We start from the raw sequence: 21,431 nt of genomic DNA, 5'->3' as shown, positions 1-21,431 counted from the left end.
GTGCGACTCAGGCTGCCGCGGTGTCGAGCAGGTCGGTGATGTGGCGCCGGTGCTCTTCCGGGGTGCCGTACAGGGTGCGGCCGAGGGTCACCCGACGCAGGTAGAGGTGCAGGTCGTGTTCCCAGGTGACGCCGATGCCGCCGTGCAACTGCACGCAGTCCTGGGCGATCACGGTCGCCTTCGCGCCCGCGAACGATTTCGCGATGCTGACGGTCTCGGCCGCGCCCGCCGCGTCCTCGTCCCACGCCGCGGCGGCCGCGGCCACGGTCGCCTTGCAGGCTTCGAGCCAGGTCTTGTTGTCGGCCATGCGGTGCTTGAGCGCCTGGTAGGACGCCAGCGGCCTGCCGAAGGTGTAGCGATCGGTGAGCCATTCCAGCGTGGAGTCGAAGGCGGGGCCGGTCGCGCCGACCGTCTCGGTCGCCGTCAACACCGCGGCGGTGAGCGCCTGGGTCCTGATCGAATCGGCGGCCTCGGCGCCGACGTTGACCACGGCGTCCGCCGCGACCTCGACATTCTCGAACGACACCTGCGCGGTGCGGCGCACCAGGTCCAGGGTCCACGCGGGGGTGACCGTCACGCCGGGGGCGTCGGCGCGTACCAGCAGCTGGATCGGGCCCTGCTCGCTCTCGGCGGTGACGAGGAACAGATCCGCCTGATCGCCCGCCTCGACCCGGTCCTTGACGCCGGTGAGCCGGTAGCCGTCGCCGTTCGGTTCGGCGCGGGTGCCGGTCACCGTGCCGGAGAGCGCCTCGAAACCGCGGTTCGGTTCGTATACCGCCCACGCCACGACGGTCTCACCGCTCTGCACGGCGGTGAGGGTCTCGGCGAACCGGTCCGCGGCGGGAACCAGTCCGGCGAGTACGGCGTTGGTGGTGACGAACGGGCCGGGCGCGACAGCGCGGCCCAGTTCCTCGGCGACCAGGCCGAGTTCGGTCATGGCGTAACCGGATACCGTTCCGCCGCCGAGACTTTCGGGGATGAGCATCGACGTCCAGCCGAGTTCGCACCCGCGCTGCCACCAGTCGCGGTCGAATCCGGTGCCGGAGTCGCCCAGCGCGCGCACGGTGCCGATCGGCACGGTGTCGGTGAGGAAGTCCCGGGTGGTCGACTGGAAAAACCGCTGATCCGCGGTGGGGTCATTGGGCATGATGGCGGTCCTCTGGTTGACGCGGAGCTATGAATATGGAAATCTCATATTCACAGATGAGAGCCTTATTCTCAATCATGGAAGTCAACTGGCAGCGTCAGCCCCGTGCGCTCGCCGGAGCATCGAAGGGAACCGTCGAGTGGTGAAAAACTTCCAGGATCTGGACTTCTTCCTCGGACAGGAGCTGGTCGATGATCCGTACCCGTACTTCGACTCGCTGCGCGAGGTGTGTCCGGTCACCAAGGAGAACCATCACGACGTGACGATGGTGACAGGCTACGAGGAAGCGCTCGAGGTCTACAACGACGTCGAGCGTTTCTCCTCCTGCATCTCGGTCACCGGCCCCTTCCCCGGCTTCCCGGTCTCGCTCGAGGGCGTCGAGGATGTCGACGCGCTGATCGCCGAACATCGCGACAAGCTGCCCATGAGCGACCAGCTGCCGACGATGGATCCGCCGATGCACACCGGGCACCGCGCCGTGCTGATGCGTCTGATCACCCCCAAGCGCCTCAAGGAGAACGAAGAGGCGATGTGGTCGATCGCCGACCGGTTGCTCGACGAGTTCCTCGTGATGGAAGACGCCGACATCATCCGCGATTTCGCGGGGCCGTTCACCCTCTACGTGATCGCCGATCTGCTCGGCGTGCCCGCCGACGACCAGGAGGAATTCCTCAACAAGTTGCAGCGCGAGAAGCATTCGCGCGGCGCGGTCGGCAGCACCGACGGTGAGGACCTGCAGCATGCCCCGATCGAATTCCTCTACACGAAGTTCTCGGGCTACATCGACGACCGCCGGGCCAATCCGCGCAACGATGTGCTGACCAGCATGGCGACCGCGACCTTCCCCGACGGCAGCACGCCCGAGGTCATGGATGTGGTGCGGGTGGCGGCCAACCTCTTCTCGGCGGGGCAGGAGACCACCGTCCGCCTGCTCAGCTCGGCGCTGCGTACGCTGGCCGAACGCCCCGACATCCAGCAGTACCTGCGCGAGGACACCAGCCGCATCCAGAACTTCATCGAGGAGTCGCTGCGGATGGAGAGCCCGGTCAAGGGCGACTTCCGACTGGCCAAGGTGGATACCGAGGTCGGCGGGGCCGAGGTGTCGCAGGGCAGCGTCGTGATGGTGATCAACGCCGCCGCCAACCGCGATCCGCGCCGCTTCGACGATCCGACGACCTTCGACCCGGCCCGCTCCAACGCTCGAGCCCACGTCGCCTTCGGTCGCGGTGTGCACAGCTGCCCCGGCGCTCCGCTGGCCCGCGCCGAGGCGCGCGTCGCCATCGAGCGTCTGCTGCAGCGCACCGCCGATCTGCGGATCAACGAGAACAGGCACGGCCCGGCCGACGCCCGCACCTTCTCCTACCTGCCCACGTTCATCCTGCGTGGACTCAACGAGCTGTACCTCGACATCGACGTCGCCGAGGCCGAAGCGCGATGAAGGTCTCCATCGACGACGAACGCTGTCGCGGACACGGCATCTGCATGGTGCTGTGCGACGAGGTGTTCGCCATCAACGACGACGGCTACGCCGAGGTGCTCGTCGACGAGATCCCCGCCGAACACGAGGACAAGGTCCGCGAGGCCGTGCAGAACTGTCCCGAACGGGCGATCGTCGAAGAATGAACACAGAGGAATCGAGCGGCCGGGCATGAGTGATGCCGAAGCGACGCTCGGGTGGCACGCGACCCGATCCCCGGATCGGGTCGCGCTCGTCATGGCGAGCAGCGGCGAGACGGTCACCTACGCGCAACTGGAGGAATGCTCGCTGCGATTCGCCACGGCGCTGCGCGAACGTGGCCTCGGCGTCGGCGGCCATATCGCCATCCTGCTGGAGAACACCCGCGCCTATCTCGAAGTAGCCTGGGCCGCACAGCGTTCTGGGCTCTACTACACTGCGGTCAACCGTCATCTGCGCCCGGCCGAGGTCCAGTACATCCTGGCCGACAGCGGCGCGACCGCGTTGGTGACCAGCGCCGCCATGGCCGATGTGGTGGCCGGGCTGGATCTGTCCGATATCCCGGTACGCGTCACCGTCGACGGTGACCTGCCGGGTTTCGAGCGTTACGACGACATCCTCGCCGCCACCGCGCCCGGTCCGCTTGCGGACGAGTGCGAGGGCCGGGAGATGCTCTACTCCTCGGGCACCACCGGCCGTCCCAAGGGTGTGCGCAAACAGCTGCCAGCCACACCACTGGGCGATCCCACCGCCGCGCCCGTGCAGATCGCGCGCGGCCTGCTGATCTCCGGCGCCACCGGCGACGGCGTGTACCTATCACCGGCGCCGCTGTATCACGGTGCGCCACTGGTGTTCTCGATGTCGTGGCAACGTCTCGGCGCGACCGTCGTGGTGATGGAGCGCTTCGATCCGGCGCAATGCCTGGATCTGATCGAGAACTACCGCGTCACCCACACCCAGATGGTGCCGACGATGTTCGTGCGGATGCTGCGGCTGCCCGCCGAGCGCCGCGCCCGCTTCGACCGTTCGAGTCTGGTGGACGTCGTGCACTCGGCGGCGCCGTGTCCGGTGGCGGTCAAGCATCGGATGATCGAATGGTGGGGACCGATCATCAGCGAGTACTACTCGGGCACAGAGGATATCGGCACCACCTACATCGGCGCGCAGGACTGGTTGAGTCATCCCGGTTCGGTGGGCAAGCCCATGCAGGAATGCCATATCGTCGACGCCGAAGGCAACGAGGTGGGCCCGCGCGTGGTCGGCGTCGTCCATTTCGGCGGCGGCAGACCCTTCGAGTACCACAACAATCCGGACGCGACCGCGGCCGCCGCCCACCCGAAGGGCTGGCGCACCATCGGCGATATGGGCTACCTCGACGAGGACGGCTACCTGTACCTCACCGACCGCAAGGCGCACATGATCATCTCCGGCGGGGTGAACATCTACCCGCAGGAAGCGGAGAACGTGCTGGCGGGCCATCGGGCCGTCGCCGACGTCGCGGTGATCGGCGTACCGGACGAGGAGATGGGCGAGGCGGTGAAAGCGGTCGTCCAGGCGGTGGATCCGGCGCTGGCCGACGACGCGCTCGCCGCGGAACTGATCGAGTTCTGCCGCGGGGAACTGGCCTCGTACAAATGCCCGCGCACGGTCGATTTCGTCACCGAGCTGCCGCGCGATCCCAATGGGAAGCTGTACAAGCGACTGCTGCGCGAACGCTACTGGGAAGGGCGCGAATCCCGCGTCATCTGAAGCGGAACCCGCGCCCCGAGAAGGCTTTCCGAGCGGTCAGGCCGGATCGTGCGCGGGCACTCCCGCGTCGATGGCTGCCTCCAGAATTCCCAGGTCGCCACCGAGTTCGGCGACGAGCGCCCTGGCGACGGCGACATCCTTGCCGAGGAATTCACCGACCGATGCCATGAACTGCGTTACCGCGCCCTTGCTCGCCACGCTGAGCAGCGCGCGACCGCTACTGCTCGCGTGCGGCAGTGCCGAGAGCAGTGTCGCCTCGTCGAGCCCGAGCTGTTCGCCGAGCCGCACCGCGTCGGCGACCAGGCCGATCTGCGCCGCGAACAACGCGTTGTTGACGAGTTTGACCCGCTGTCCCGACCCCAGCGCGCCGACGTGCACCGCCGGATCGGCGTAGGCGCACACCACCTCTCGCGCACGGGCGACCGCGTCCTCGGACCCACCGAGGAAAACCGTCAGCTTGCCCGCGGCGATATTGTGCGGCCCGCCGCTGACGGGCGCGTCCACCACCTCGACACCGTAGTGTTCGGCGGCCTCGGCGATGGCGGCCACGGTGGCTGGACTGCCCGTGGTGTGCACGATCAGCACCGCTCCGCGCGGCAGATCGCTCAGCAGCGATCCGCCGAGGCAGACCTCACGGACCTGGTCGTCGGTGAAGACGCACACCACGAGAGCCTCGGCTCCCGCGGCCGCCGCGCTCACCGACGCCACCGGTTCGGCGCCGGTTTCGGCCAGCGCGGCCCTGGTCTCGGCGGACCGGCCGACGGCGCGCACGGTATGCCCGGCCTTGGCCAGACGTTCGATCATCGGGCGGCCCATCCGCCCGGCGCCAACGAATCCGATACGCATGCCGGCTGTCTCCCTCAACGTGAACGATCCATGAAGCCCAGAGTCGCGTCGGCGGCGTCGAGCACGATTCCCGGGGTGACATCCGCCGCCGCGGCCAGGGCGGCCACCAGGCTGACATCTTTGAGCAGCAGATCGCCCGCGTGCGCCGCGAGCCGGTCCAGCGTGCCGCCCGCGTCGACGATGCGTCCGAGCGCGAAACTGTTCGCGGTGCCGTTGGAGATGACCTGACCGAGGCGTTCCTGGCTCAGACCGAGCGAGGTGCCCAGATCCAGTGCGCTCTTGGCCGTCGCCAGATTGGCGGTGAACAGCAGGTTGTTGAGCAGTTTGGTGACCTGCCCGGCGCCCACGTCACCGAGGTGCACGATCGGATTCGCGTACGACTCGAAGATCGGTCGGCTGCGCTCGACGGCTTCGGTCGCGCCGCCGACCATCACGAGCAGGGTGCCCGCCGCGGCGCCGGGGCCGCCACCGCTGACCGGGGCGTCGATCAGCTCGACACCCTGTGCCGCGGCTGTTTTCGCGAGATCACGGCAGGTGTCCGGGTGCACCGTGGAGTGCACCGCGATGATCGATCCCGGCGCGATACCGGCCAGGATGCCGTTCTCGCCGGTGATCACCTCGCGCACGTCGGCATCGCCGACCACGCACAGACAGACCAGATCGCTCTTCTCCGCCAAGGCGGCGGGGGATTCGGCGGTGTCGGCCGCGGTGTCGGCGTACGGCTCCAACGACGCGGGCCTGCGTGCCCACAGGGTGGTCGGGTGGCCCGCCTCGATGATCCGGCGGGCCATCGGGCCGCCCTGGCTGCCCAATCCGATGAATCCGACGCGCATCAGTGTGCCTCCTCGCTGACGGTGGTTTCCGGTGCGGTACTCGCGGGTTCGGGCGCCGGGCTCGCGGGAGCGGGGCGGTAGAACACGGCCAGCAGCCCCGCGGTGCCGAGCACGCCGACGCCCAGTGCGACCGCGCCACCGGCCCAGCCGGTGATCTCGATGCCCGCGGCATGATCGAGTGAGAGCCATCCCGGTCCCGACAGGCCGAGCGCGAGGGCGACCACGGCCAGGACCAGGACGTACTCGTAGCCCTCCTTGAACACGAAGAAGCCGTTCTTGCGGTGCGCGAGCAGTCCGGCGACCAGCATGACCGAGATGACGGCGGCGGCGGCGAACGGCGTCAGCAGCCCCGCGATCAACAGGACGCCCGCGCCGATCTCGGTGATGACGCTCAGCCATGCCTGTAGCACGCCGTTGCGCAGCCCGAGTCCGCCGAACCAGCGTGCCGTGCCTGCGATCTTGCCGCCGCCGATCCAGTGGTTGACGCCGTGCGCGATCATCGTGACACCCACGACCTGCCGCAGCAGGAGCGGCGCGATATCGGTGACCTCCATTACCTAACCTCCCTGGCCGCGCTCGCGCCGCCATCGAATTGCGTTGTCGGTCCGGTGAATTCTCCGGTAGTCGCGGCGACCACGCATTCCTCCACGAAGGAAAGCACCTTCAGGTGGTATGCCGCCGCCGTATATCCCAGGCTCGCGTTGTGCCCGGTATTGGGTTGCAGGTTGAGCACGACGCGCGGCGCCGCCTCGAACAGCGCGCCGATACGCGCCACTTCCTCCGGGTCGTTGCGCCAGATGGCCTCGTATTCACCGGCGGTGTAGCGCACCGGGATCCGTACCCGCGCGGCCAGGCTGGGGAAGTGGTGTTCGGCCCAGTCGGCGATGGTCTGCGCCTCCAGCTTGGGGCCGGGCACGTAGATCGCCCCGCCGCCGAGCGAGGGCGGGTACAGCCGACGCGGTTTCCACAGCAGTCCGCCGAGCCCGATCGGCCTGCGGCCGCCCTCGGATCGAGGCCCCCACAGCACTTCCTGGGCCTTCGGGTGATGGTTGCGTCCGGTCCCGGCCAGCTCGAGGCCGAGCAGGTCCGCGCCGCGATCCGCGCTCGCCATCCGCAGCGCGAGTTCGCAACCGGCCGAATGGGCCATCAGGAATACACCGGCGCCGCGCTCGCGATTCGCCAGCAGCGAGTCGACGACGCCGTACATGAGATCGACGCGCCGCTGTGCGGGGGTGAGCTCCTCGGTGAACGGCGCGGAACTGCCGTAGCCGGGCCGGTCGAGCGCGAGCACGGTGTAGCCGAGGCGTTGCCCGAGGCGCAGCAGCGAGAGTTCCGGGTGCCCGGGGCAGTCGAAATACGTCGAATCGGTCGCGCCGCCGTGCAGGGCGACCAGCACGGCGCGTGGCGCGGGCGCTTCGGCCAGCAGACCCGAGACCGGGATGCCGTCGAATTCCGCGACGACCGGCAGCGGGGCCGGACCGTCGAGCGGGCGTAGGTCGGATTCGATGAGTGTCATAGCGAGACCGACATTCTCGCGCTCACGAGTCGGTGCGCAGCAGCATCGCGCCGCCCGGGGTCAGTCCGCCGCTGGAGACCACGGCGACCCTGGCCCCGCCGACCTGGCGTGCCCCGGCCTCGCCGCGCAACTGCACCACCGCCTCGTGCAGCAACCCCATGCCGTGGGTGCGCCCGTGCGACAGCTGGCCGCCGTGGGTGTTGACCGGAATCGTGCCGTCGCGGGCGATGTTCTTGCCGCCCTCCAGGAAATCCTTCGCCTCGCCGATCCCGCAGAAGCCGAGCGCCTCGATCCAGGACAGACAGTTGAAGGTGAACCCGTCGTAGAGTTCGGCGACGTCCACATCGGCCGGACGCAGGGTGGTGCGGGTCCACAGGTGCGCGGCGGGGCCGAGGACCTGCGGTTCGTGGGTCAGGGTGCTCTGATCCCATTCGATGCGCTCGACGATCTGGGTGCCGACGGCCTCGACCAGCACCGGCGGTTTCGCCAGATCGCGCGCCACGTCGACCGCCGACACGATCACCGCGACCGCGCCGTCGCACGGGACGTCGCAGTCGTAGAGCCCGAACGGGGTGGTGATGGAGCGGGCGCCGAGGTAGTCGTCCATCGTCATCGGATCGCGGTAGACCGCGGTCGGTTCCAGTTCCGCGTTGGCGCGCTGGTTGAGCGCGATCCAGCCGAGTGTCTCGCGGGTGGTGCCGTAGCGCTGGAAATGGCGCTGGGCGTTCTGGGCGAGCGTGTGCGCGGCGGAGGTCGCCCCGAAGGGCATCATCCAGCTGGTGGTGCGGCCACCCGAGGACGGGATGCGACCCGCCTTCATCAGTTCGTTGAACGTCGATTCCCACACGGTGCGGAAACAGAGCACGTGGTTGGCCAGTCCGGCCGCGACCGCCGTCATCGCCGCGATCACCGAACCGCCGGGACCGAATGTCTCGATACCGCCGTTGTGCCAGGTCGGGCGCAAACCGAGCGCGGCCTCGACCGCGGTGACGCCGCCTTCGCCGAATCCGCCGACGTTGCCGCCGCCCGGATAGGAGGCGATACCGTCGATATCGTCCATGGTCAGCCCCGCGTCGGCGACGGCCCGTTCGCACGCCTCGACCGTCAGCGCCAGCGGCGGGACCATCAGCCTGCGTCCGATCCGCGACATGCCGATACCGGTCAGCGCGACCTTGTCCTCGAACTTGTCCTGGCGCACCATCGGGCGCACGTATTCGCCGAAACGCTCGGGGGCGATCTCGTCCACCGGCAGCGGCGCGAGTTCGGGCTGGTCGGCCACCGGCCGGAACAGCGGCAGCCACACGTCGGCGTCCTGTTGGAAGACGACCTCGACGCGCATCCCCAGCTCCAGGCTGTCGGGATCGGCGTCGATGATGTTGGTGGTCAACCGAACTCGCGGATCCTCGACCAGCGCGACCTGGGCGACCACGTAGGGCGGCGGCAGGCCGGGCAGGCCGAAGCGGTGGTTGACGGTGAATCCGGCGAGCACGGCCTGACCGGAGACCTCGCGGATACCGAGGTCGTGGCCGCGGCAGTAGCGGCAGATCGGCTGCGGTGGGTGGATGAGCGCCGCGCAGGAACGGCATTCGGTGATGCGCAGGATGCCGTCGGCCCCCGAGGTCCAGAAGAACTCGGTGTCCAGACTCAGCAGCGGCAGTGGCCGCCCCGACGGTTCGGCCTTCGCCGCGGGTGAACTCTCCGCCTCTGCCACAGTGCCTCCTCGTATCAGCCGGTAGCCGCGCGTGGCCGGATCGGCCACGCGCGGCGCGTGTTTCGGTTGTCGTCCGGTCAGATTTCCGCGGTGTGCTTGTTCGCGGTCACCGGCTCGGCGAGCCGCTGCTCGTCGCAGACGACCTGCAACTTCTCCAGGGTCTCCTCGATTCCCGGACCCAGGCGCGGGCCGGGGGTGAACTCGGCGGGCAGATGCCGCATGCCCTGGATGATCGCGATGGTGTCGTAGTGCACCGTCTCCTCGGGGATGCACCGGTAGTCGGGCATCCGATCCAGCACGGCCACCAGCATCCGCTTGAAGACCATACGGGCCATATTGGAGCCGATGCAGCGGTGGATGCCGAGACCGAAGGAATAGTGCCTGTTGCCCTTGCGGTCCAGGATGACCTCTTCCGGATCCTGGAACACCGAGGGGTCACGGTTGGCCATCGCCCAGGACAACCAGACCCGGTCACCTTCCTTGAACGAGGTGCCCGCCACCTCGCAATCCTGCGCGATGGTGCGACCGTCACCCGGTGCGGGGCAGTAGTAGCGCAGGAATTCCTCGGTGGCCGAGTTGAGCAGCAGATCGCGGTCCCGGCTGAGATTCTCGCGTTCGGCGGGGTTCTCCGAAAGCCATTCCAGCGAATGCGCGGTGAGCGCGGTGGTGGTGTCGAAGCCACCACCGATCAACAGGCTGAGCATCCCGAGGATTTCCATATCGGGCAGCGGCTCGCCGTTGACCCTCGCCGAATCGACCGCGTGGATCATGCCGGGCCGGGGGCTCTGCCTGATCTCGGCGAGGTTGGTCAGCAGATCGATGCCGAGCGCCCTGTGCATTTCGGCGATCCGGGGGTAGTCCGGATCTTCCGGGTGGGTGTACACCGCGGCGTGGATGGGCTCGTTGTAGATCTGCCACTTGTTCAGTGGCACACCGAGCATGCCGAGTGTCAGGACGGCGGGAGTGATGTTCGCCAGTTCGTCGACGAAATCGATTCGGCCGCTTTCGATCTTCTCGTCGATCGAGGCCCGGACGATCTCGTCCACGAACGGAATCCAGCGATTCACGGCGGCGGGGGACAGGTAGGGGTTGAGCACCGCGCGCAGTTCCCTGTGCTCGGGCTCGTCCATTTCCAGAATGCCCGCGCGGATACCCTTGGCGCGCGGCGGCGGCGGAATGGAGATGCCCTTGTAGCCCGAGCCCGTGCCGTTGGGGTCGTGATCGTTGGACATGTGCGGGCAGCGCGCCAGTTCGAAGACCTCTTTGTTACCCGCGGCGACCCAGTGGCCGTCGTAGGTCTCGGTCCACGCGACCGGGCATTCGCTCTGCATTTCCTCGGTGATCGACTGGAAGCTCTCCCGATATTCGGGTGCGAACCGGTCGAAGTGGAATTGCGGCTGCTTGCGGTCGGTATCGGTGATGTTCTCCACGGTCATAGCGGTTCCGATCTACTCGTCGATCGAGATCGCGCGCTCGGGGCAGGAATGGACGGCCTCGCGGACCTGCTCCTCCTGGCCGTCGGCGACCGACTCGTCGACCGGGGACGAGTGTCCATCGATATCGCTGAGTTCGAATGATTGCGGGGCGATCATCGCGCACAGCGTGTGCCCCTGGCAGCGGTCTTGATCGACGTGGACCTTCACGGTGTTCTTCCTTTTCCGTCTTGCGTTTCGGGCTGCACCGTCCGCGCCCGGTAGGGCGGGGCGGGGGATGTTACGTGTTACGTCCGCCGTTGACACCGATGCTCTGACCGGTGATGTATCCGGCTTCCTCGGAGATCAGGAACGAGCACGCGGCGGCGATGTCGGCGGGGGTGCCGACCCTGCGCACCGGGGTGCGCTGGATGTGGTCCTCGACGGTTCCGCCGAGTCGCCGCGCTTCCTCGTTCTTACGCAGCATCGGGGTGTCGATGAAGCCCGGCGGCACCGAATTGACGGTGATGCCCGAAGGCCCGAGTTCCAGCGCCAGAGCCTTGGTGAGGCCGTTGACGGCGGATTTGGCCGAGACGTAGTGCGACATGAACGGCTGGCCGGACTGCGTGCTGGACGAGGAGATGTTGACGATACGTCCCCAGCCCGCTTCCAGCATGTCGGGCAGCACCGCTTGGACGCAGTGGAAGACCCCGTGCAGGTTGACGTCGATGACCTTCTTCCATTCCTCGAACGAGATGTTCTGGAATCGCTTGAATCCGTCGAGACCCGCGGAATTCACGAGGATGGTGACCGGCCCCAGCTTGGCCCGGATGGCTTCGAGTGCCTGAGCGACCTGCTCGGGATCGGTGACGTCGGCCCGATAGGCGAAATCGTCGTCGGCGGGCGGATTCAGATCCAGCGTGGCGACGTGGAATCCGTCGCCGCGCAAACGCTCCGCGATACCCAAACCGATTCCGGACGCGCCTCCGGTGACCACTGCCGTCTTCACGCCTGGAACCTCTCTCCGTTGACCATGTTGCGGGACGAAACTGCGCGGGTGCCGCGCCTCGCCCGTTCGGGGACCGGCGCGAGTGTAGTGTCGAACACAAGAATCTCCCTTCCGGTTGTGAGAACCGTACTCTCGCACGGAACACCTTCGCAAGAGTCGCCCTGCTTGCTGAACGGTCGCCAAGCGGAATGGAGAGCGTGGCGGACTGTCGCGTAAAGCCGATTATTGCTACAGTCCCGCATTGTGAATGTTACATTCTCCGGAAGCGAGAATGTAATTTCCATTGTTAGCGAGGAGACGGGATGTCAACGCAGGAACAGGCAGTAGCGGTGACGCGGCGGCTACTGATCGACGGGCAGTTGGTCGAGACCGAGCAGACGCTCGCCTCGCTCGATCCCGCCACGGGCGAGGTGTTCGGCTACGCGCCGGAGGCCACCGTGGCCGAGGTCGACGCGGCGGTCGCGGCGGCGCGACGCGCCTTCGACACCACCGACTGGTCGACGAATCACGAGCTGCGGGCGCGTTGCTTGAACCAGCTGTACCAAGCGCTGCGCGACAACGTCGAGGAATTGCGCGAGCTGACCATCTCCGAGGTCGGCGCCACGCGCGCGCTGACCCACGGCAATCAGCTCGAGGTCCCCTTCGAGATCGTGCGCTACTACGCGGGGCTGCTCGAGGGCTACGAGTGGAGCGAGGATCTCGGCAATATCGAGATCCGCGGTCAGCAGCATCACCGCTGGGTCGAGAAGGAGGCCGCGGGCGTCGTCGCCGCGATCGCCGCCTACAACTACCCGCACCAGCTCGCGCTGGCCAAGCTGGCGCCCTCGCTGGCCGCCGGTTGCACCGTGGTGCTCAAGGGCGCGCCCGACACCCCGCTGTCGACCCTGGCGCTCGGTGAGATCATCGCGCAGACCGATATCCCGGCGGGCGTGGTCAATGTGCTGACCTCCTCCGATATCGAGGTCGGCAAGCGCATGACCACCCACCCCGACGTCGACGTCGTCACCTTCACCGGATCCACCCCGGTCGGCCGCGAGATCATGGCGGCGGCCAGCGCGACCCTGAAGAAGGTCTTCCTCGAACTCGGCGGCAAATCCGCGATGATCCTGCTCGACGACGCCGACTACGTGAAGTCGGCCCAGTTCGCGGCGTTCAGCGTGGCGACCCACGCAGGACAGGGCTGCGCGCTGACCACCCGCGTCCTCGTTCCCGCCGCCGATCACGACAAGGTGGCGCAGATGATCGCGGGCGTCTTCGCTCACGTCACCTACGGTGATCCGCGCGATCCCAAGACCTACATGGGTCCGCTGATCAGCGAACGTCAGCGCGACAAGGTCGACGGCATCGTCCAGCGCGCGGTCGCGGCGGGGGCCACCCTGGTCGCGGGCGGCGAGAAGGTCGATCCGGGCTTCTTCTACAAGCCGACTCTGCTGGCGAACGTCGATCCCGACAGCGAGATCGCCCAGGAAGAGGTCTTCGGCCCGGTCATCGCGCTGATCCCCTACACCGACGAAGACGACGCGGTCCGCATCGCGAACAACTCCATCTACGGTCTGTCCGGCGGCATCATGAGCGCCGATCAGGAACGCGCGAAGGCGGTGGCGCGCCGCGTGCGCACCGGCACCTTCAGCATCAACGGCGGCAACTACTTCTCCGCGGACGCTCCCTTCGGCGGTTACAAGCAGTCGGGCATCGGGCGGGAGATGGGCCGTCAAGGTCTGGAGGAATTCCTCGAGCTGAAGACCTTCGCCGAGGTTCTGGCATGAGCAAGCCGCTGGAAGGTATCAAGGTCCTCGAAGTCGCGATGTACGGGTTCGTTCCGTCGGCGGGCGCTGTCCTGTCCGACTGGGGCGCCGAGGTCATCAAGGTCGAACACGCGGTCAACGGCGATCCGCAACGCGGCCTGCGGCGGATCGGCGCCTTCACCGTCGAGGGCGACCCGAATCCCAATGTGGAGCACGCCAATCGCGGCAAGCGCAGTATCGGCATCGATATGACGGTGGCCGAGGGCCGCGAGGTCATCCTCGAGCTGGCCAAGAAGGCCGATGTCTTCCTGACCAGTTTCCTGCCGCAGGCGCGCGCCAAATTCGGCATCGACGTGGAGCACATCCGCGCGGTGAACCCGAATATCGTGTACGCCCGTGGCAGTGCGCTCGGCCCGCGCGGTGTCGAGTCGACGCGCGGCGGATACGACATGACTGCGTTCTGGTGCCGCGGCGGCGTCGCCGCCACGATCACCCCGCCCGGAACCGACGGCATGATCCAGCCGCCGGGACCCGCGTTCGGTGACACCATCTCCGGCACCAACCTCGCGGGTGGTATCGCCGCCGCGCTGTTGAAACGGGAGCGCACGGGGGAGACCTCGGTCGTCGACGTGTCGCTGCTCGGTAGCGGACTGTGGGCACTCGGCCACACCATCGCGCTGTCGGCACAGCAGAAGCAGCCGATGATCGCGCCGGTTCCCGGCGCCCACGGTGCGCCGACCAACCCGCTGTCGGGGCTCTACGCCACCTCCGACGACCGGTACCTGTCGTTCGTGATGCTCCAGCCGGGCAAGTTCTGGGCCGATGTGTGCCGTCACATCGATCGGCCGGAACTGATCGACGATCCGCGTTTCGCCGATTCCGCCGCGATCTCGGCGAATACCGCCGAAGCGGTGGCGATCCTGCGCGAGGTGATCAAGGGACGCACTCTGGCAGAATGGACCGAGCGGTTCGCGACCCTCGCGGGGCCGTGGGCGCCCGTCCAGGATTCGTTGCAGCTCGGATCGGACGCCCAGATCAGGGCGAACGAGTACCTGTTGCAGGCCGGTGAACTGGAATTGGTCTCCAGCCCTGTGCAATTCGATGTCGGTGCGCCCGAGCTGCGGCCCGGCCCCGAATTCGCGGCGCACACAGAAGAAGTTCTGCTCGAACTGGGTATGGACTGGGATCGCATTATCGAGCTGAAGACCGCGGGCGCGGTGTCTTAGCTCGGGAAAGGGTGACCGATGCCTTTTGTCACGTCTATCGGGACCTATCTGCCCTGTTGGGGCAGTAGACGCAGCAGGGTGCCCGGTGAGGACGAAGACGCGGTCACCCTTGCGGTCGAAGCGGGCCGTGCCGCGGTAGCGCACGGCGAGCCGGTGGAGCGGGTGGTCCTGGTCAGCCGGGACCTGCCGCTCATGGACAGCAGTAATGCCGCGGTGTTGCTGGCCGGGCTCGGGCTCGACCCCGAGCTCGAGGTGATCGAACGCCTCGGCGGCGCTCCGGCGGCCTTGGACGCGTTGAGTTCGGCGCGGCCGCGCACCATCGTGATCGGCGTCGATCTGGAACCCGCGGGCGCGGTCGCGGCCTACGTCTCCGACCGCGGCGGCATCCAGGTCCGCACCGCGGCCAGGGTGACGCGCAGTCTTCCCGTGCGCACCCGCAACGCGGTCGGGGCCGTGCACGACTACGGCGACCCGCGACTGCTGCACGAGCGTGGACTCATGGCCTCGCTCTCGGCGGCCTGGCTCGACACCCCGGTGGCGGTGGCGGGCGTCGACCACAAACAGGCGTCGGCGCTGTGCTTGAGCCCGCCGCCGCAACTGCCGACGCTCGGCGCGAGTTCTAGCCTGTTCGCCCTGGCCACGATGGCCGAATGGGAAACGGGGGGACTGCTCGTCGGAGTGGAGCAGGCGAATCTGTCCGGCGTCACCGTCGTCGCGGGCGCGGCCGACGTCCGGCGTAACGAACAGCCCGCGCGGGCGCTGCCCGAAGGCGTCACCGTGCCGGGCGCCGATCTTCCGCTGTCGCTGGCCGCCTACGAGCGCGCCTTCGAGGCCAAGGTCCGCTGGGAGGCGGGCAGGCATCCCGGCAGCGACGAACTGGATTTCCCGCCGCGCTACCGGATCGGGCCCGACGGACTGTTGAGCACCGACTACACCCTGGTGCCGCTGCCGCGTACCGGCGTCGTGTACTCCGAGACGACGGTACGGATTCCGGTCCCCGGCGTGAAGAGTCCGTATTCGCTGGTGATCGTGGAACTCGACGAAGTCGGCGTGCGTGCCGTCGCCAAGGTGACCGGCGCCGATCCCGGCACCGTCGGCATCGGCGACCGCGGTCGGATGGTGCTGCGCCGGGTCGCCGTGCGCGCCGGGGTCCCCGACTACGGATACGCGTTCGAACCGGAACCGGAGGCGGTATGAGGAAAGTGGCCATCGTCGGCGCGGGGATGACGCCCTTCGCCGAACATTTCGCACTCGGCATCAAGGATCTGTTGCCGATGGCCTTCGCCGAATCCGCGGCCTCGGTCGACAAGGGATTCCGTACCGCCGATCTACAAGCCGCCTGGTTCGGCGCGCTCGGATCGACCGACGGTTTCCCGTCCGGGGTGCTCGCCGACGCGCTCGGGCTGCCGGGTCTGCCCGTCACCCACATCCAGAACTCGTGCGCGACCGGTAACGACGCGGTGCGCAACGCGCTGTACGCGCTGGCATCGGGTGCGGTCGACGTCGCCCTGGTGATCGGGGCCGACAAATTGCGCGAGACGGCGCAGAAGGATCTGCTCGGCGAGTGGCAGCCGATGACCTGGGACCGCGCCTGGGATTCCCAGCTGGGCCTGTTCCCGCACGCGGGTTACGCCCTGCACGTCAATCGCTACCTGTACGAATCCCCGGCGACCCACGAGCACATGGCCATGGTCGCGGTGAAGAACCACTACAACGGCGCGCGGAATCCCAAGGCGCGACTACGTTTCGAGATCACCATGGAACAGGCGCGCGACGCCCCCGTGGTGGCCGATCCGTTCCGCGTCTACGACTGTGTGCCGCAGAGCGACGGCGCCGCCGCGCTGATCCTCGCCGCCGAGGACGTGGTCGACCGCTACACCGACAGGCCGGTATGGGTCCGCGGTGTCGGCCTCGGCCTGGATTCGGTCATGCACCAGCACAAGCGGGATATGACGACCTTCCCCGCGACCGTGCGTGCCGCGCGCGAGGCGTTCCGGATGGCGGGCCTCGGACCCTCCGACATCGATGTCGCCGAGGTGCACGATTTCTTCACCGGCATCGAGTTGATGAGTTACGAGGACCTCGGCTTCGCCGAACGGTTCGAGGGATACAAACTCATCGAATCCGGCGTCACCGCGCTCGGCGGCGCGCTGCCGGTGAACCCGAGCGGCGGACTCAAGGCCAAGGGACATCCGCCGGGCGCCACCGGTGTCGCGCAATGCGTCGAACTGTTCGAGCAGTTGCGCGGCAGCGCGGCCAATCAGGTCGACGGAGCGCGTATCGGCTTGGCGCACAACGTCGGTGGGCCCACCGCGGTGGCCGCGGTGACGATCCTGGAAGGTCCGGGCGGCGACACCTCGCGCTGAGGACCCCGCTCGCCCGCAGCGGGCGATGTCGTGACACAACCCGGCCGGAGTACTCCGGCCGGGTTTTCGCCGTCCCGATCGGGGTATCCGGGCGTCGGCGAACAGAGAAATGCCCCGGCAGGAGAATCTCCTGCCGGGGCATTCGTCGTACCAGACGTCAGCTGGCGCTGGGCGTGTACTCCCGTGCGTACTGCGCGCGCGACTTGGTCGAGATGTCGACGTCGGTGGCCTTGGCGCGCAACGCGCCGACCGAGGCCTGCTCACGCGGAATGTGCTGGAACGGGTCCCAGTTGAAGTGACGGCAGGCGTTCTGCCAGGTGATCTTGTCGATATCACTGTCGTCGGCGCCCGCGTGCACGAGCTCCTCCATCACGAATTCCGGCGCGCCCGGCCACAGCGAGTCCGAATGCGGGTAGTCGCATTCCCACGCGATGTTGTCGATCCCGATGTCGTGGCGGTACTTCAGCGACGTCCGGTCGGTCACGTAGCAGGCGAGCACGTGCTCGCGGAAGACCTCGCTGGGCATCTTGCCGCCGAAGTCACGGCGCAGCCAGCGCTGGTTGGTGTAGTGCCGGTCGGAGCGGTCGAGGAAGAACGGGATCCAGCCGACACCGCCCTCCGACAGCGCGACCTTCAGCTTCGGGTAGGTGCGGAACGCGGGGCCCCACAGCAGATCCTGCGCGGCGATGAGCGAGATGCTCGGCGCGAGGACCATCAGGTTGTCGATCGGGGCGTCCGGCGCCAGCTTCAGCACGCCGAAGCCCTGGCCGATGTGCAGGTTCATCACCGTGTCGTTGTCGCACAGCGCTTGGAACACCGGGGCCCAGTACTCGAGGTCGTGGTAGCTGGGCAGGCCGTCGATATGCGGCAGCTCCGGCATCGTCACCGAATGACAGCCGCGCTTCGCCAGTCGCTCGATCTCGGCGACCGCGAGTTTGGGGTCCCACATGGGCAGGATGCCGATCGGGATGAAACGGCCCGGGTAGGCGCCTGCCCAGTCGTCGATATGCCAGTTGTTGTAGGCCTCGATCATCGCGACGGTGATCTCGTCCTGGCCACCGCGGCTCAGGTGCCCGGCACTGAAGCCGGTGAAGGTGGGGAAGCACATCGAGGTCAGCACGCCGTTGACGTCCATGTCGCGAACCCGCGCGTGCACGTCGTAGACCGCGGGGCGCATCTCGGCGTAACCCGCGGGGTCGCGGCCCCATTCCTCAGCGGGCCAGGTGACGACGGCGTTGAGCCCGGCGACGCCGGTCGGCCGGTCCCGGTAGATCCATCGATCGATGCCCTGGTCGTCGACGACGACCTTCGGTGCGTAGTCAACCCACTTCTTCGGAACATGGCCGTCGAACATGTCGAGCGGCTCGACGACATGGTCGTCGATGCTCACCAGGATCAGGTCGTCGATGTTCACGTGACTCCTCGGTGTTCATGGGGCTGCGTTGGGGCTGCGCTCCACCGGTTCGAGATTGGAAAAGGTTCGAGATGATAAGTCTTCATTGAAGAGAATGTCACTCTCATACGTGTCATCGACCATACACCCCAGGTGCCCGGCTGGTCGACATATATGCGAGCAATGGTCGCAAATCCTGTTCGCGGATGGGCCTTGTCCGTTGATAGAAATAGGATTACCGTAATCGGAGAATCACATTTCCGTTCGCGGAGCCGCACGGCGACGCGGCGGCCCAACCACGACGGAGGCCGGTATGAGCGCACCACTACCCGTGGTCGGACAACGCGGACACCAGCCCGAGGCGCCGCACCGCGTCAGCTGGGAATTGACCCACGACCACGAAGAGTCGGAGGCGGTGTTCCCGTCCACGGCGGTGCGGGAACTCGGCACCGCGGAATGCCTGGGGCTCGTCGAGGAGTTCGACGCGATGGGCGTCGCGTACCTCGACATCGTCGGCGGCGAACCGATGGTCCGCACCGACTTCTGGCGCATCGTCGACGCCGCGAGCGCCCGGCGCATCGGTGTCGGTTTCCGCACCGACGGCCGCCGCCTCACCCCCGAGGCCGCTCGGCGGATCGCGGGTAACGGCTACGTCGACGTGCGCATCCGTCTCGACGGCGCGACCGAGGCCACCAACGATCCGGTCGGCGGCGCGGGGGCCTATCGCGCGGCCGTGCGCGCCATGGAATTGCTCTACTCCTCCGGTGTCTACGATTTCGCGGTCGACGTGGTTCTCACCGAGCGCAACAGGGGACAACTCGACGCGATGGCCGCCGTCGCCGACCTGTTCGGCGCGCGCCTGCGCACCTCGAGCGCCCGCCCACCCCGCCTGACCGGACGGCCGTGGTACGAACTCCGCCCCGGTGCCGGTCAGGAACTGGATGTGCGACGCCGTAAGCGTGAGTTCGGCGACGCGGCCGCCGACGATCACGGACAGCCGCCGGGCGGATGCGGCGCGGGCCGGAACGCCTGCCTGATCGACGCGACCGGGGACGTGTACGCGTGCCCGGTCGCCTCGCACGAGGCCCTGCTGGCCGGAAATATCGTCACCGCGAACGGTTTCGCCGCGCTCTGGCGGTACTCGCCGCTGTTCGAACACCTGCGCGGCGCGGAGAACGACGCGCTGTGCGTATCCTGCGGCGGACACCACCGCCACGAGGATGTCCTCGCGAGTGTCGGTCGGTCGGCATAGCGGCGCTCGGGTCACGGACCGGAAAGAAGGATCGGATGGTGGGGGCCGAATCCCGTACGACGGCCGAACGCGACGAGCCGGACCGCGAGCCGATGCGCCCCGGAGACCATCCGGTGGTCGGAACCTTCGGCGAGCAACGCAATCTCACGGCCGATCAGGTGGCCGCCGCCGTCGGCGTGCCCGCGGAGCGCGGCAGACGCTACCTGCGCGCGCTCGGCTACCCGCGGGTCGATGACGCCAGCGTCGATTTCGCGGCCTCCGACGTCGATCTGGTTCGTCTGGTCACCGGGTACGCCGACCGGGGCCTGGTGGACGAGACCGAGGCCCTGCACCTGGTCGGTGTACTGGCCAGGTCCATCTCCCAACTCGCTCGGCTACAAGCCGAGATCGTCGCGGGCCAGATGCTGCGGGCCCCGGAATCCCTCGACACCACCGCGGCGCTGGCCGAGCGGATTCCCGAGGTGCAGTGGATGCTCGGGCAACTGTGGCGACGCAGGCTAGAGGACGCGATGGACATGCTCGATCCCGGATCGGAAACCCCGCCGGGCCGCGACGCGGGCGTCGGCTTCGCCGATATCGTCGGATTCACCGAACTGAGTCGCGATCGCCGTGCCGCCGACCTGCTCAGGGTGGTGGCGCGATTCGAACATCGCAGCATCGACGTGGTGTCGGAATACGGTGGCAGCGTGGTGAAACTGCTCGGCGACGAAATCCTGTTCACCGCCGATTCCCCGGTGATCATCGCGGAGATCTGCACGCGCCTCACCCGGGCCTTCGCCGCCGACCCCGATATTCCGGGGCTGCGCGTCGGCGCGGCGTGGGGGCCGCTGCACCATCAACTCGGCGATATTTTCGGCAATACCGTCAATCTGGCCAGCAGACTCACCGCGCTCGCCGCGCCTGGCGGCGTCGTGATCGCCCCGGCGCTGGCCGCCGAATTGCGTGGGCACCCGGATTTCCGGTTGACGGATATGGCGTGCGCGGAGATCAGGGGGATCGGCACGCTCACCCCGGTGCTGCTGCACCGAGCGGTCGAGAACCGCGCTCCGGCACCGTGATCCGGTGCCGGAGCGCGGCAGCGCTCAGCTCAGGTACCGGACCAGATGCACCGCGACACAGGCGGGTTTCTCGGCGCCCTCCGCGGTGATGGTCACGGTGCGCTCGGCCTGCACGCCACCGGGCACGTCGGTCACCGAGGTCAGCGTGACCGTGCCGCGCACCCGGCTGCCGACGAGCACCGGGCTGATGAAGCGGACCTTGTCGAGCCCGTAGTTGATCGCCATGCGCGCCGAACCCACCGACATCAGTTGCTGGGTGATCGGGGCGAGCAGCGCCAGGGTGAGGAAGCCGTGCGCGATGGTCGCGCCGTAGGGTCCCCGCGCCGCGCGTTCGGCGTCGACGTGGATCCACTGCCGGTCGTCGGTCGCCTCGGCGAATCCGTCGATGCGCGACTGGTCGATCTCGAACCAGTCGCCGGTGCCGATCTCGGTGCCGACGGCTGCCCGCAGGGAATCGAAGTCGGGGAAGTCCGTCATGGGGATCGCTTTCTGCGCGAGAAGAATTCGGGGTACTACGTTGGTCGGCGCACCACCGGCGGTCCGACCGGCATCGCGAAAGCGGCGGCGCTGGAGCGGGGAGCGTGCTCACCCGCTCCGGCGCCGCCGTCGGTTCGCGCTTATCGCAGTTGGTTTTTCATTACTTTGCCGGTGGCGTTCAACGGCAGGGTGTCGAGGAATTGTATCGAGCGGGGGACTTTGAAGCCTGCCATGC

General features: G+C 67.8%; 20 protein-coding genes. 9 read left to right on the top strand and 11 right to left on the bottom strand.

Translation table 11 applies throughout. The annotated features are described in order from the left end of the window. Positions 1–7: 7 nt before the first annotated feature. The gene (locus tag DAT37_RS41300; protein ID WP_109530418.1) at positions 8–1,147 is read right to left on the bottom strand and encodes an acyl-CoA dehydrogenase family protein; all 1,140 of its coding nucleotides are present in this window, start codon (positions 1,145–1,147) and stop codon (positions 8–10) included. A gap of 139 nt (positions 1,148–1,286) precedes the next feature. Between DAT37_RS41300 and DAT37_RS41295 the strand changes: the two genes are divergently transcribed. The 3 genes from DAT37_RS41295 to DAT37_RS41285 are packed head-to-tail and all read left to right on the top strand — an operon-like array spanning position 1,287 to position 4,352. Next, complete coding sequence (locus DAT37_RS41295; protein ID WP_198654702.1) at positions 1,287–2,585, top strand: cytochrome P450; 1,299 nt, start codon at positions 1,287–1,289, stop codon at positions 2,583–2,585. Continuing rightward, a complete protein-coding gene (locus tag DAT37_RS41290) occupies positions 2,582–2,770 on the top strand; it encodes a ferredoxin (RefSeq protein WP_109530416.1) in 189 nt (62 codons plus the stop codon). The genes DAT37_RS41295 and DAT37_RS41290 overlap by 4 nt, the downstream gene beginning before the upstream one ends. Positions 2,771–2,795: 25 nt before the next feature. Next, positions 2,796–4,352, top strand: a complete 1,557-nt coding sequence (locus DAT37_RS41285; RefSeq protein WP_109530415.1) for an acyl-CoA synthetase — start codon at positions 2,796–2,798, stop codon at positions 4,350–4,352. A 36-nt stretch (positions 4,353–4,388) separates the two neighbouring features. Here DAT37_RS41285 and DAT37_RS41280 read toward each other — a convergent pair whose 3' ends face one another. From DAT37_RS41280 to DAT37_RS41245, 8 genes are all read right to left on the bottom strand, one after another. After that, positions 4,389–5,198, bottom strand: coding sequence for an NAD(P)-dependent oxidoreductase (locus tag DAT37_RS41280; RefSeq protein ID WP_109530414.1), 810 nt, complete (start codon positions 5,196–5,198; stop codon positions 4,389–4,391). 14 nt (positions 5,199–5,212) lie between these two features. Continuing rightward, positions 5,213–6,031, bottom strand: coding sequence for an NAD(P)-dependent oxidoreductase (locus DAT37_RS41275; RefSeq protein WP_109530413.1), 819 nt, complete (start codon positions 6,029–6,031; stop codon positions 5,213–5,215). Then, positions 6,031–6,585 (bottom strand): DoxX family protein, encoded by a 555-nt coding sequence (locus tag DAT37_RS41270; RefSeq protein WP_109530412.1) that lies wholly within the window; start codon positions 6,583–6,585, stop codon positions 6,031–6,033. The genes DAT37_RS41275 and DAT37_RS41270 overlap by 1 nt, the downstream gene beginning before the upstream one ends. Then, positions 6,585–7,547 (bottom strand): alpha/beta hydrolase, encoded by a 963-nt coding sequence (locus tag DAT37_RS41265; RefSeq protein ID WP_109530411.1) that lies wholly within the window; start codon positions 7,545–7,547, stop codon positions 6,585–6,587. Before DAT37_RS41265 ends, DAT37_RS41270 begins: the two co-directional genes overlap by 1 nt. Positions 7,548–7,569: 22 nt before the next feature. Continuing rightward, on the bottom strand, positions 7,570–9,258 hold the full coding sequence (locus tag DAT37_RS41260; protein WP_109530612.1) for a thiolase C-terminal domain-containing protein: 1,689 nt from the start codon (positions 9,256–9,258) through the stop codon (positions 7,570–7,572). Between the two features lie 77 nt (positions 9,259–9,335). Continuing rightward, positions 9,336–10,694: a cytochrome P450 gene (locus DAT37_RS41255; protein ID WP_109530410.1), complete on the bottom strand. Its 1,359-nt coding sequence runs from the start codon at positions 10,692–10,694 to the stop codon at positions 9,336–9,338. A gap of 12 nt (positions 10,695–10,706) precedes the next feature. Then, on the bottom strand, positions 10,707–10,901 hold the full coding sequence (locus tag DAT37_RS41250) for a ferredoxin (protein WP_109530409.1): 195 nt from the start codon (positions 10,899–10,901) through the stop codon (positions 10,707–10,709). Between the two features lie 70 nt (positions 10,902–10,971). Next, positions 10,972–11,679, bottom strand: a complete 708-nt coding sequence (locus DAT37_RS41245) for an SDR family NAD(P)-dependent oxidoreductase (RefSeq protein WP_109530408.1) — start codon at positions 11,677–11,679, stop codon at positions 10,972–10,974. Positions 11,680–11,981: 302 nt separating this feature from the next. Here DAT37_RS41245 and DAT37_RS41240 point away from each other — a divergent pair, with 302 nt between their 5' ends. From DAT37_RS41240 to DAT37_RS41225, 4 genes are read left to right on the top strand one after another with little or no spacing between them, the layout of a single operon-like run. Then, the gene (locus tag DAT37_RS41240) at positions 11,982–13,445 is read left to right on the top strand and encodes an aldehyde dehydrogenase family protein (protein WP_109530407.1); all 1,464 of its coding nucleotides are present in this window, start codon (positions 11,982–11,984) and stop codon (positions 13,443–13,445) included. Further along, positions 13,442–14,650, top strand: a complete 1,209-nt coding sequence (locus tag DAT37_RS41235; protein ID WP_109530406.1) for a CaiB/BaiF CoA transferase family protein — start codon at positions 13,442–13,444, stop codon at positions 14,648–14,650. The genes DAT37_RS41240 and DAT37_RS41235 overlap by 4 nt, the downstream gene beginning before the upstream one ends. An 18-nt stretch (positions 14,651–14,668) precedes the next feature. Further along, the gene (locus tag DAT37_RS41230; RefSeq protein ID WP_109530405.1) at positions 14,669–15,847 is read left to right on the top strand and encodes an OB-fold domain-containing protein; all 1,179 of its coding nucleotides are present in this window, start codon (positions 14,669–14,671) and stop codon (positions 15,845–15,847) included. Further along, positions 15,844–17,016: a thiolase C-terminal domain-containing protein gene (locus tag DAT37_RS41225; RefSeq protein WP_109530404.1), complete on the top strand. Its 1,173-nt coding sequence runs from the start codon at positions 15,844–15,846 to the stop codon at positions 17,014–17,016. The genes DAT37_RS41230 and DAT37_RS41225 overlap by 4 nt, the downstream gene beginning before the upstream one ends. A 157-nt stretch (positions 17,017–17,173) precedes the next feature. Here DAT37_RS41225 and DAT37_RS41220 read toward each other — a convergent pair whose 3' ends face one another. Further along, positions 17,174–18,430: an amidohydrolase family protein gene (locus tag DAT37_RS41220; protein WP_109530403.1), complete on the bottom strand. Its 1,257-nt coding sequence runs from the start codon at positions 18,428–18,430 to the stop codon at positions 17,174–17,176. 292 nt (positions 18,431–18,722) lie between these two features. On the opposite strand from DAT37_RS41220, the gene DAT37_RS41215 reads away from it, so the two are divergent. Continuing rightward, a complete protein-coding gene (locus DAT37_RS41215) occupies positions 18,723–19,661 on the top strand; it encodes a radical SAM protein (RefSeq protein WP_109530402.1) in 939 nt (312 codons plus the stop codon). A 38-nt stretch (positions 19,662–19,699) separates the two neighbouring features. Further along, the gene (locus DAT37_RS41210) at positions 19,700–20,719 is read left to right on the top strand and encodes an adenylate/guanylate cyclase domain-containing protein (RefSeq protein ID WP_198654701.1); all 1,020 of its coding nucleotides are present in this window, start codon (positions 19,700–19,702) and stop codon (positions 20,717–20,719) included. Between the two features lie 24 nt (positions 20,720–20,743). Here the strand turns inward: DAT37_RS41210 and DAT37_RS41205 are convergent, their stop codons facing one another. Then, entirely contained in the window at positions 20,744–21,196 is a 453-nt protein-coding gene (locus DAT37_RS41205; protein ID WP_109530400.1) for a MaoC family dehydratase, read from the bottom strand. Positions 21,197–21,431: the final 235 nt, after the last annotated feature.

The organism is Nocardia aurea, assembly GCF_003123685.1.
GTDB classification, from domain to species: Bacteria; Actinomycetota; Actinomycetes; order Mycobacteriales; family Mycobacteriaceae; genus Nocardia; species Nocardia aurea.
This window is presented reverse-complemented; position numbering and strand designations above follow the sequence as displayed.